Genomic DNA, 11555 nt, shown 5'->3' with positions numbered 1-11555 from the left:
AACTACAAAGGCTAAGGAGCCTTATATGTCTGAAGGTAGTATATCGATAAAAACAAAATTTTCTTACGGCCTTGGTGCGCTGGGAAAAGACTTCGCTTGTTCCATTATTTACATTTTTCTTATGTTCTATTACACCGATGTGGTTGGTATTTCTGCCGCCTTCGTTGGTACGCTATTTCTTGTCGCGCGATTTGTTGATGCAGTGACAGATCCTGTTATGGGCATGATTGTTGATAACACTCGAACTCGTTTTGGTAAGTTTCGACCTTGGATTGTGATAGGTACGCTCGTCAATTCGGTATTCTTATTGTTGGTATTTAACACCCATAATATTGAAGGGAATATGGTGTATGTGTACGCAACGGTCACGTATATTCTATGGGGTGTAACTTACACAATCATGGACATTCCTTACTGGTCAATGATTCCTTCAATGTCTTCAAAGCGCGTTGAGCGTGAAAAATTAGTGGTTTGGCCCCGTCTGTTTGCTAGTTGTGCATGGACACTAATGGGGACGTACGGACTGTATTTAGTTGGTTTCTTTGGTGGTGAAGACAAGGGTTCTGGGTTTGTATATCTGAGCTTGGCAATTATCGCGGCATTCATAGCGAGCGCGTTGATTACGTTCTTTAACGTCAAGGAACGCATTAAAGATAAGCGTGTATCTACAGACAAATTCACGTTCAAAGATGTAAAAGACATTATTGGCAAAAATGATCAATTGAAGTCACTAATTGGCGTAGTGCTAACGTTCAATATCGCTATTCAGTTGGTTGGCGGCTTTGCTATCTATTACTTCAGTTACGCAATTGGGCGTGAAGATTTGTTCCCAATGTTCGCTTTAGTATCTGGTATGGCTGAAATTGCTGGCGTGTTTTTGTTCCCTAAGCTTTGTAACTTAATCAACCGAAAGTTTATGTGGCTGGTAGCATGTCTGTTCCCGCTGCTGTGTAGCTTAATTCTTGTTCTAACGGGCATTTTCGCTCCTGAAAACGGCATCTTAGTCGGTATTGCTGGTGCAGCGCTCAAATTTGGTGGTGGTTTATCAAACGGCCTATCGACAGTGATGTTAGCTGACGTAGTCGATTATGGAGAATACAAAACAGGGCACCGCAGTGAAAGTATTATTTTCTCTATTCAAACCATGCTAGTTAAATTTGCAGGTGCGCTTTCAGGCTTCTTTGTCGGCATTGGATTAACCGCAGTGGGTTATGTTCCTAATATTGAGCAGAGTGAAGAAACTATATTAGGTCTAAGAGCGTTAATGGTTGGTATTCCTACATTATTAGTATTACTTAGCGCTTATATTTATCAAAAAACATATCGCTTGAATGGTGAATATCAAAATATGGTTTTAAAAGAGATTTCTTCTACATAATTATATCCAATAATAAAGGTTAACAATGAAATTAAATAATAAGGCATCTTATTTAATGTGCTCCGCGCTTGCTTTTTCTTCATCGACCATGGCTGGTTATATCGAGCTAGGTAATGAGTATGAGAACTGGGGTGACCAAGAGCAACGCTCGAATACCATGCCGTACATAGCTATGGAGTTTAATCCAATCGAAGATTCATCCATGTTTTTGTACGCTAACTTCAGCTACCGTCATATGATTGAAAGTGAAGAGCGCACCTGGAATGACCGTTCTCGACAGGATGTCGCGATCGGTTGGTCCGAGGGTTACAAAGACTTTTGGTGGGGACCTAAGTTCCAAATTCGCAATGAAATGTACGCGAATGATACACGCCGCACTGAATATCGATTTTATAACAATATGGCGTATTATCTAGCAGAAGACCATGACTTAATCCTTGATGGCTTTATAGCCCCCGTTGGTGTTAGAAATCGCCCTCGTGGTGAAGACTGTGTCGGCCAAAATGGTTGTCAGGATGAAGCTAACAACGACCTAAGAACCAGCTATACTGATTACTATCACGAGATAGATTTTGGTGTTCGCTCTCGTTTAGCTTACGACAAAACATTGCAACTAACGTTATATAGTGAAGTTAGTAAGCAAAGTGAGTTCGAAGGGGATAACCGTGCTTGGGAAGAAGAAAAGCGCGTAGAGTGGCAAGTGCGTATGAACTATACACAAACATTCAATGACCTGACTATAACGCCATTTGTGCGTTATACCTTCTACCGAAATGCAGAGAGTGTTGATTACGGTGATAAAGACGAACTGCGAATTCGAGCGGGCTTCTGGGGTGATTACAAAATAGATGATAAGTCTAAGTTTGTATTCGAAACCTATTACCAAACTGAAGACAAAGAAAACTTTGAGCAGGATTGGAACCAAAATCAATGGGAAGATGATTATTTCTTTGTGAAACTTGGATATCGCCGTTCTTTCTAATTAATCCTGAATATATCCTAAATCTATACGATTATTAAATTAATAATATCGAGATGTGAAATGAGAAAAATATTATTATCAATGGCAGTCGCATCAATACTGTCAGTGCCGAGTTATGCCCAAACACTAGATGTGGAAATTGAAAATACCAAACAAACAATACACAGCTTTGGCGCTTCGGATGCTTGGTCTATTAACCCAACAATTAACAAGTGGCAGAAAAAAGGGGACGATGCGGCTATCGACCACCTCGCTGATTTATTGTTCTCTACTGACAATGGTATTGGCTTAACAGCGTGGCGATTTAATATAGGTGCAGGCAGTACCGAGCAAGGTGATGGTAGCTTTATTCGTGATCCATTACGCCGTGCAGAATTATTGGTACCTGAGCCGGGTGGCGCAATAGACACGACTAAGCAGCAAGGACAAATTCGTTTCATGCAAGAGGCTCATCAACGTGGTGTCGATAACTTTATCGCGTTTTCTAATAGCCCCCCCCATTACCTAACAAAAAACGGCTTAACTCACCCAACGGCAGCGGATGACCTAGGCTCTACTAACCTTAAACCTGAAAGTGTGGATGCATTTTCCGACTTTTTGGTTGAAGTGTTGGCCTACTTACGTAGTGAAGAAGTAGGGATCCCGGTTAATTACATCAGCCCAATTAACGAGCCAACGTGGGAATGGGAAGGACAGACTCAAGAAGGCAATCGCTACAATATGCAAGAAGTTAAAGCGGTATACCGTAGTTTAGATAAAAAGCTGAACGAAGCGGGTATTCGTAGCGACATTCATATTGATGGCGGTGAAGTGGTCGAATTCACAGCAGCACTTCGTGATGCTTATAAGCGTAACTTTGACGGTTCATCTCAAACTAATGGCATGAATTCTCGTGGTGTTGGCTTGTACCGAAACTACATTGATGAACTGTTAGGGGATCCTGAAATTAGAGACATCATTGGTAACCAAATCTCAGTACATGGCTACTTTTCTGACGCTTGGCCAGACCGTTTAGGCAAGCTGCGTGATATGACATATGGAAACCTACAAGATGTGTCTCCGGGTGCAGAAATTTGGATGAGTGAAATGAGTATCTTGGGCGGTGGCGGTTATTCTCGTGACTTTGATGGTCATGGTTTTGAGGCTGATGATATGGATTATGCGTTACATGTGGGACGTATCATGCATCGAGACCTGACTCGTTTGAACGCTTCAGCATGGCATTGGTGGTTAGGTTTGACGCCATATGATTACAAAGATGGTATGGTGAAAATTGACCCATCTTTAGAAGCCAATACGGTAGAAGATTCGAAAATGATGTGGACTGTCGGTAACTTCAGTCGCTTTGTTCGCCCGGGTTATCAGCGTGTAGAACTGAGTGGGGTAGACAATCTTGATGGCTTGATGGCATCGGCTTATGTCAGTCCAACACAAGATAAAGTGGTGATTGTTGCCGTTAATACGAGTGACAAGGTAGAGAGTGTTTCTATTAACTTAGAAGGCGTTGTTAATTCTGCCACTTATACAACACACATTACCAATGCACAGCATGATTTGGCGTTGGTTGAATTAGAAAAAGAACAAGACGATTACCTTGTGCCTCCGCGCTCAACGGTGACATTTGTTGGCTCACTATAACGTAAAATTTAGCTAGTAATAATAAAGAAACCCCAGTCTGAATAAGGCTGGGGTTTCTTTTATAAACAGAATGCGAGAATAAGAGCCTAAAGCCAAGCTTGTATTCAGTGTTGATTCCCTAACAAATCATAGGTTAATTGTTAGGTGAAGCAATGGAATTACGGCTCACCAGTGTAGGAAGGTAAAGGTTTCCTTTATGCTCGTGAGGAGACTTTTCTACCAACTGGATAGACAGCTTTGCCGCTTGGCTCGCCATGATCTGTACTGGGTAGCGGACGGTGGTCAGGGTAGGCTGTAAATAGCTGGCTATCATGGCATCATCAAACCCGATGACAGAGACATCTTCTGGTACGCGTAGGTTGTTTTCTTTAAGCACTGCAATGGCACCTGCAGCCATTAAATCGTTGTATGTAGCAATCGCGGTAAACGGTTCATTCTTCGCTAACAAATTACGCATGGCATCTGCGCCGCCAAGCTCATTCGGTTCGCCGGACACCACCAGAGCCTCCGAGTAGGGCAGTTGGTTCTTTTCTAGTTCAGAACGATAACCCAGTTTTCTATCTATTGAATCATCGATATTATGAGAAGAGGCTAAGTAACCAATTCTCTTATGGCCAAAGCGGATTAGGTGGCTTAGTGCCAGGCTGCTGCCTCGAATGTTATCTAAAGCGACACAGCGTTCCGCTATTTCTGGGATAAAGCGGTTAATGATGATAAGACCAGGGATTTGTTTCGAAAACTCAATCAGCTCTTGATCCGATAGACCTTTGCTATGAATCACAAGATGCTCACACTGGTTGTTTATCAACAGCTCGATCGCTTCTCTTTCATAGGTTTCGTTGTGGTAGCCATGCGTAATCAGTATATGCTTTTTGTGTTCACGTGCGATTTCGTCAATAGCTTGAACCATAGCACCATAAAATGGGTTAGATACGTCTGCCACTAACACACCAATGGAAGACGAAGTTTTATTTGCAAGAGCTCTTGCGTTCGCATTTGGGCGATAATTCAATCTTTCCATCGCTTCGTGAACTGCTTTCGTTGCTGTTTCACTCGTATGAGGTAATTTGTTGATTACTCTCGATACAGTAGCAACGGATACCTTAGCTTCTTTCGCGACGTCTCTTATGTTTGCCATAATGTTCTTTATATTAAGTGTGCTATAACCGTTGCCATCGTAGTGTTTCGACTCCCTCCAAAAGGGAACACCTTGTTGTACGGCTTAAACTTTTATGATGGTACGTATAGTAGCAATATACGAGGCTGAGTCCATATGTTTACTCTGTTGATTGATGTTTAGTTCGTGTGTTTAAAAAATCGGTATTCGCTTTAGTAGCTCTATAATCTTTCTCCGATACTAGGAGAGTTTTGAACCATTGGTTCGAGCGCTTGAGAATACTATTGTAGCTAAAGCTCAGTGTCCTTTCTTAGTCAAAATTGTGTTGTGTCGGTTCACTTTTCCCGATGTGTAAGACGACTATTTATCTTAAGCCGTAGATTGTCTTGCTCCAGATCAAAATAAGAGTGATTATCAATTGTATTACTTGTTAGTAAGTTGCACTATGCACTCATTGAATTTTCTATATTATTAATATTTGCAAAATGAATCTTGCTCAAGTCGACCTCAATCTACTCGTTATTCTTAAACACCTTCTTGAAGAGAAGCACGTTTCCAACACGGCATTGGCACTGGATATGAGCCAACCTACGGTGAGCCGATCACTGCAAAAATTGCGTACCGTTTTCAATGATGACCTATTGGTGCGAGCGGCTTACGGCTATGAGCTAACACCAAAAGCAGAAGCCATTAAGCAAGACCTCAATTCTGTCCTTACACGCTTAGAAAAGTTGGTTCATGGCGATGTGTTCGAACCACAAACGAGTGACAGTACTGTTCGTTTCTTCGGTTTGGTTCCTCAGGTTTCGCATTTATTGCCAAAGGTAGTGGCGGAGATCCGCAAGCAAGCGCCAAACATGGTCGTTGATATCGATTCTATTCCGAAACGACATTTCGAACCTTTGTTGTCGGGGGATGCGCATTTTGTATTGTCGACCCATGAACCTTTAAGCTCAGAGCAAAACTTGTATCGAATGTTCGTGATAAGCCGTGATTACCGTTTATTGATGAGCAAAGACCATCCGTTGGCAGATAAAGAGATCACAGTCGATGACTTGTTGAATAGTCAACTTGGTCAAATCTCATTGCAAGGGGATAAGAAGCTCTCGATCGAAAGTCGATTTAAAGATCTTGGCTTAATTGATAAGCAACGCCAGTTGTCCATTCCAATTCAGCTTTCCAATTTTAACGTTGCACCGGATATGGCTGAAGCAACCGACATCATTTTCCATTTACCGACACCTTTTGCTCAACAAGCCGCTAAGCAAAGAGATCTTGTTTGCAAACGTGTGCCTAAAGCGTTGCGCCACCCATCAGAAGATGTCTACTTATACTGGCATAAGCGCTTTCATAATGACCCTATGTGTCGTTGGGTTCGCAATATATTTAAAGAGCTCTATACATAACTTCCATCCACAAGGTGAATGGAAGTTATAGGTACTTATCGAATTGAATATGGATCTCTTTTGCTATTTGAATGGTGAATAGCGAGAATCGATTTTTGGTATGAAACTTTCGTTGATAAGAATGGTAACTGGTTGTTTAATGCAAACCATTATCATTACCAATCACATATAAGAATGAATATCATGTCTGAGAGATCTCTTTTGATTCGCAAACCCCTTTCGATCGCAGTCGCTGTTATTTGTACCTCGCTTTCAGCTCACGTGTTAGCGCAGGAAGAAGCGCAAGCAACAGATGAGCAAATGGTAGTTACGGCAACTCGTACCGAAATGGCACTAAAACAAGCACCAGCTTCAATGTCGGTTATCACCGCTCAAGACATCGAAGACAGCCCAGGTATTACCTTGGCAGACATCGTTGCTGAATCAACGAGTGTTGAGTCTGACTTCGATAGCACGCGTGCTGGCCGTCAAATGATCTCTATTCGTGGTATGGATTCTGATTACACGCTTATTATGGTAAACGGTCGTCGTCTAAGTTCGGCGAGCGCTATCATACGTGGTAATGACTTCGACCTATCTACTATCCCTGCTGATTCGATCGAGCGTGTTGAAATCATTCGTGGCCCAATGTCTGCACTTTACGGTTCAGATGGTATGGGCGGTACAATCAACATCATCACTAAGGCTCCAGAAAATGATTGGAGCTCTACACTAAGCATGGACAACTCTTCACCTATGGATGGTAACGGCGGCCAAGAATACTCGGTTGGCTTAACGACATCAGGTGCTCTAATTGAAGATGAGTTGTACGCACGTGTTTCTGTAAACCAAACTAGTCGTAATGCATGGCAGCCATACTCAGGTACACACAGTTCTGGTTATGATCGTGAAGATATTACTGCACTAGAAGGCCGCGACACTCTTAGCCTATTAGCAAGCCTGTCATGGCATTCGACGGATAATCAAACCATCGATTTTGATTTTGGTTACAGCGACGACGAACGTGAATCAGCGGCAGAAAGTGCAAAATCAGTTATTGAGTCCGACACTCGTGTAGTACGTCACAGCCAAGCAATTACACACAGTGGCTTCTGGAGCTGGGGTGATACTCAAGTTCGTTATTCACGCGAGAACGTAACAGATAATGATGCAGCTGATCTAGGCAACAACTTCAGCAGCGATATCGAAGAGCTAACTCAAATCGTTGAAGCATCTGCTACGACTTACCTTGGTGACAGCCACACGCTGACATTTGGTATGGACTACCAGTTAAGTGAACTAACTAACAAAGAAAACCTATCGAGCGGAACGTCTGAGGCATATCAAGGTGCATTGTTTGTACAAGACCAATGGGTCATGACAGACAGCCTAACCGCAACGATTGGTGGTCGTTTGGATAAGCACGAATTGTACGGCGAAGAGTTCAGCCCACGTGTGTATTTAGTTCACCAAACAACGAATGACCTAATCATCAAAGGTGGTGTTGGCAAGGCATTCAAGGCGCCAACATTGACTCAAAACCAATCCGACTACACAGTCTCAAGCTGTAAGGGCGGTTGTGCGTTAGTGGGGAATGAAGACTTAAATCCAGAGACAAGCATTAACTACGAACTTGCGACGGTATACACACAACCACGTTGGAATGTAGAAGCAGCATTATTCCGTAATGAGATTAATGACCTAATCGAAAGAACGCAGGGTTACTGCCCGCAAGGTGGTGATTGGAACGAAAGTGCTCTTCAATGTGAAAACCCTGACGGTACACCAACGGGAGATTTAGGCGCGAAGACGTATCAAAACGTGTCTGAAGCTATCATTCAAGGTGTTGAGCTTGGCGGTATGTACCAAATCTCTGACGAGTGGGCCGTTTCTGGTAACTACACTTACCTAGATACAGAAGACAAGTCGACAGGTGAAGAGTTACTTGAGCGTTACAAGCATTCAGGCTTTGTGAAGCTTAACTGGAACCCAACTTACTATCTAAGTACCTTCGTGAGTGCGCGTTACCGTGGTGAGCGTCAGATTGACGGCGACCTAACGCAAGATGCTTACACAACGTTGAACCTCGGTACGGTTTACAATGTGAATGATTCAGTGCGACTGCGCGCAGGTATCTCAAATCTAACAGATGAGTCAGTATCGGAAGAGTTAGAGTACATTGGTTATGTTGAAGAGCCACGTACTTACTACGTAGGTATGACTGCAGACTTCTAATCAACCTGTGTATGATTCGGTAGATAGAAACATATAAAACAAAGAACCCACACTGGCTGGAGACTCTATAAAGAGATTAGCGAGTGTGGGTTCTTTTGATTTGGGAACTCGTAACTTGAGCGAGCTTAGGTGTCGACAAGTGTTAGCTTTTGACACAGGTGATGAGAGCATTGCCCGATTGGGTATCCCACGGCAACAACTTATCGTAATCGTGTTCAAAGATATGAACTTCAAAGTAGGCTTTGAGAATTTCAAGTACCATGCAATAAGGCGCAGTAATTGCCGCGAGACTATGGAAGCGAAGTATGATATTCATGATTTATCGAGAGTACCGTGGTTTTACTGTATCGAGAACGGATTAAAAATTTATTAAGGATAATTAAAGAGTTATGGAAATAAAAATTGATGACTTGTCTGGCGGAGAGGTGATTGGGCTACTTGAAGAACATTTAGCTGATATGTACGCAACATCACCACCAGAAAGCGTTCATGCCCTTGATCTTGATGGGCTAAAGTCACCAGAGATAACATTTTTCAGCGCATGGAAAGACAGCCAGTTACTGGGCTGTGTCGCGATTAAAGAGCTGGATACTCAACATGCTGAACTTAAATCGATGAGAACCTCTCAGTTTGCGCGTAAGTCTGGTGTTGCTAGCCGACTATTACAACATGTTTTGGATACAGCAAGCACTCGCCAATATCGACAGATTAGTTTGGAAACTGGCTCTGAAGATTACTTTAAACCTGCGCGTAACTTGTACGAGAAATTTGGCTTTGGTTATTGCGAACCTTTTTCAGATTACGAGCTCGATCCTCACAGTCAATTTATGACGATCGAACTGCGCTAGTACGAGTTCAAAAGTTAATAGCCAAAAAAAGGTTGTCGAGAGGGTTCGTCTAATCTTGGGTTTAACGATAGAATTCCTCTTTTGAAAATCGAGAAATACGGATGTCTGAACTAATCCAACAACAAATCGGAAATATCGCGTTAGTCGCAGAGAACTATGATGATGCGATCGAGTTCTATACTAAGAAACTTCAATTCACTCTGATCGAAGACACCAACCTAGGTGGCGGAAAACGTTGGGTACAGGTATCTCCTCCGAATTCAAACGGAACGAACTTATTACTGGCTCAAGCAAGTAATGAAGAGCAGAAGCAGTCCGTGGGTAACCAAACCGGTGGCCGTGTTTTTCTATTTCTACAGAGCAATGATTTTTGGCGCGACTATGAGCTGATGAAAACAAATGGCGTTGTATTCAATGAAGAACCACGAGTAGAAGAGTACGGGACTGTGGTTGTATTCCAAGATCTCTACGGCAACAAGTGGGATTTACTTCAACTAAATCGCCCAAACCATTAAGTTTCAACTTAGCTAGATTTACACATAAAGACCGTTCTAACTTTGAGCGGTTTTTTTATATAACAAACAACGTTCAATGAAGTGTTGAACACAGAGTCGACAAAGCCTGAAATTAGTTGGTTTTCACAAGCTTATAAAAAGGAAATATCTGAACTATTTTGGTAGATTATGAGTATTACCGACTTCCAGTGAGCAGCAATGAAGATTCTTCACACGTCCGATTGGCATCTTGGCCAAAACTTCTACAATAAAAGCCGTAAGAATGAACACGAACGGTTTTTACAATGGTTACTTGAGCAAGTTACTGAGCACAACATCGACGCGATTATTGTTGCTGGCGATATTTTCGATACCAGTACGCCGCCAAGTTATGCGCGTGAGATGTATAACAAATTTGTTGTCGACTCGAATAAGATCGGCTGCCAGTTGGTGCTACTAGGTGGAAACCACGACTCGGTGTCTGTGTTGAAAGAGACACAGCAATTGCTCAAATACATGGGCGCAGACGTGATTCCGAACACCAATGAAGATCACGCGACTCAGGTTGTCGAGCTCAAAGGTAAAACGGGTGATGTAGAAGCCTTGGTGTGTGCCATTCCCTTTATTCGTCCGCGAGATGTGCTGATCAGTCAAGCTGGTGTGTCTGGTGTTGAGCGCCAAAAACAATTAGGTGATGCCATTAAGCAGCATTATCAAAGTGTTTACGATGCGGCGGTCGCAAAGCGTGACACGTTTGAAAACAGCGACAACATGCCGATCATCGCCACTGGACACCTTACTGCTATGGGTGTTCAACAGTCAGATTCAGTGCGTGATATCTATGTTGGTAACCTCGATGGTTTTGCAGCTGATGGTTTCCCAGATGCTGATTACATTGCACTTGGTCATATTCATCGCCCACAAGTGGTGGCAAAGCGTGAATACATTCGCTATTCCGGCTCTCCGATCCCCCTCAGTTTTGATGAGCTTAAGTCTCAGAAACAGGTTTGTGTGGTCGAATTTGTAGAAGGCGAGCGCACGATTTCTCAACTGGTAGTCCCAACATTCCAACCCCTTGCTGAAATCAAAGGCGACTTGAGCGAAATTGAATCTCAACTGAACCAATACATTGGTTCAGATGGGGAACTGAGTGTCTGGTTGTCGATTGAAGTTCAAGCGCAAGATTACCTTTCAGATCTCCAAGAACGTATGCGTGCCTTGACTGAAGGCTTGAACGTAGAAGTGTTGCAACTTCGCCGAGCAAGGGAACGTCGCAACCAAGCTTTAGAACAAGAATCAGCAGAGACGCTGTCTGAACTGAGCCCTATGGATGTGTTTACTAAACGTATTGCCTTAGAGGAGTTTGAAACGGACTCTGAAAAAGCGCGCTTAGAGCGAATGACGGTGAAGTTTAAGCAAGTAATGGTCGAAGTGTCTGAAAGCGCTCAAGCACCAAACAAAGTAGAAGAGTAACGAGT

The 11555-nt window shown here is 42.9% G+C and carries 9 protein-coding genes and 1 pseudogene; 8 read left to right on the top strand and 2 right to left on the bottom strand.

What is annotated here, in order from left to right; all coding sequences use genetic code 11:
* Positions 1–25 precede the first annotated feature (25 nt).
* From melB to L1D22_RS08410, 3 genes are read left to right on the top strand one after another with little or no spacing between them, the layout of a single operon-like run.
* Positions 26–1378, top strand: a complete 1353-nt coding sequence (melB, locus tag L1D22_RS08420; protein WP_048611272.1) for a melibiose:sodium transporter MelB — start codon at positions 26–28, stop codon at positions 1376–1378.
* Between the two features lie 25 nt (positions 1379–1403).
* Positions 1404–2360 (top strand): hypothetical protein, encoded by a 957-nt coding sequence (locus L1D22_RS08415; RefSeq protein WP_239829403.1) that lies wholly within the window; start codon positions 1404–1406, stop codon positions 2358–2360.
* 60 nt (positions 2361–2420) lie between these two features.
* Complete coding sequence (locus tag L1D22_RS08410; protein ID WP_239829402.1) at positions 2421–3998, top strand: glycoside hydrolase; 1578 nt, start codon at positions 2421–2423, stop codon at positions 3996–3998.
* A 133-nt stretch (positions 3999–4131) separates the two neighbouring features.
* On the opposite strand, the gene L1D22_RS08405 is transcribed toward L1D22_RS08410, so the two are convergent.
* A complete protein-coding gene (locus L1D22_RS08405; RefSeq protein WP_239829401.1) occupies positions 4132–5136 on the bottom strand; it encodes a substrate-binding domain-containing protein in 1005 nt (334 codons plus the stop codon).
* A gap of 464 nt (positions 5137–5600) precedes the next feature.
* Between L1D22_RS08405 and L1D22_RS08400 the strand changes: the two genes are divergently transcribed.
* Complete coding sequence (locus tag L1D22_RS08400; protein ID WP_048664919.1) at positions 5601–6521, top strand: LysR family transcriptional regulator; 921 nt, start codon at positions 5601–5603, stop codon at positions 6519–6521.
* Positions 6522–6704: 183 nt separating this feature from the next.
* Positions 6705–8735, top strand: coding sequence for a TonB-dependent receptor (locus L1D22_RS08395; RefSeq protein ID WP_239829400.1), 2031 nt, complete (start codon positions 6705–6707; stop codon positions 8733–8735).
* Positions 8736–8877: 142 nt separating this feature from the next.
* Here the strand turns inward: L1D22_RS08395 and L1D22_RS08390 are convergent.
* Positions 8878–8994: pseudogene (locus L1D22_RS08390) on the bottom strand (SAM-dependent methyltransferase); the annotation flags it as partial.
* Between the two features lie 130 nt (positions 8995–9124).
* On the opposite strand from L1D22_RS08390, the gene L1D22_RS08385 reads away from it, so the two are divergent.
* The 3 genes from L1D22_RS08385 to sbcD all read left to right on the top strand — a co-directional run bounded on the left by L1D22_RS08385 (position 9125) and on the right by sbcD (position 11550).
* A complete protein-coding gene (locus L1D22_RS08385; RefSeq protein WP_239829399.1) occupies positions 9125–9583 on the top strand; it encodes a GNAT family N-acetyltransferase in 459 nt (152 codons plus the stop codon).
* Positions 9584–9684: 101 nt separating this feature from the next.
* A complete protein-coding gene (locus L1D22_RS08380; protein ID WP_239829398.1) occupies positions 9685–10098 on the top strand; it encodes a VOC family protein in 414 nt (137 codons plus the stop codon).
* Between the two features lie 198 nt (positions 10099–10296).
* A complete protein-coding gene (gene sbcD / locus L1D22_RS08375) occupies positions 10297–11550 on the top strand; it encodes an exonuclease subunit SbcD (RefSeq protein WP_239829397.1) in 1254 nt (417 codons plus the stop codon).
* Positions 11551–11555 lie beyond the last annotated feature (5 nt).

This window comes from Vibrio sp. Isolate34, from assembly GCF_022397915.1.
In the GTDB taxonomy this organism is placed as follows: Bacteria; Pseudomonadota; Gammaproteobacteria; order Enterobacterales; family Vibrionaceae; genus Vibrio.
This window is presented reverse-complemented; position numbering and strand designations above follow the sequence as displayed.